Source organism: Bacillus sp. LR--39 (assembly GCF_053613335.1).
Map to the genome: position 1 here is coordinate 1 of NZ_JBSIOT010001366.1, position 561 is coordinate 561.

At 40.8% G+C, this 561-nt stretch carries 1 protein-coding gene and 1 pseudogene; both read left to right on the forward strand.

The window, feature by feature from the left end; genetic code table 11:
• Positions 1 to 220 (forward strand): annotated as a pseudogene (locus tag ACWHAR_RS30520) (serine hydroxymethyltransferase); the annotation flags it as partial.
• Between the two features lie 134 nt (positions 221 to 354).
• A partial coding sequence (locus ACWHAR_RS30525) for a uracil phosphoribosyltransferase (RefSeq protein WP_452088865.1) occupies positions 355 to 561 on the forward strand: 207 nt, incomplete at its 3' end.

Sequence of the window (561 nt, forward strand, 5' to 3'; positions counted from 1 at the left end):
TCCATATGATCCTGAAAAACCTTTCGTAACAAGCGGCATCCGTCTTGGTACAGCTGCTGTAACTAGCCGCGGTTTTGACGGAGACGCTTTAGAAGAAGTCGGTGCTATCATTGCGCTTGCATTGAAAAACCACGAAGACGAAGGGAAACTTGAAGAAGCAAGACAGCGTGTAGTTGCTCTGACTGATAAATTTCCTTTATATAAAGAATTAGATTATTAAGATCCTAAAACCCGCTTGGGCTTATGCCCGGCGGGTTTTTTGACGATGTTCTTGAAACTCAATGTCTTTTTTTGTAGAATCAATAGAAGTGTGTAATTGTTGATGGGACAATAAAAAAGGAGCTGAAACACAGTATGGGAAAGGTTTATGTATTTGATCATCCTTTAATTCAGCACAAGCTGACATATATACGGAATGAAAATACAGGTACGAAGGATTTTAGAGAGTTAGTAGATGAAGTGGCTACACTCATGGCATTTGAAATTACCCGCGATCTTCCTCTGGAAGAAGTGGATATCAATACACCGGTTCAGGCTGCGAAATCGAAAGTCATCTCAGGG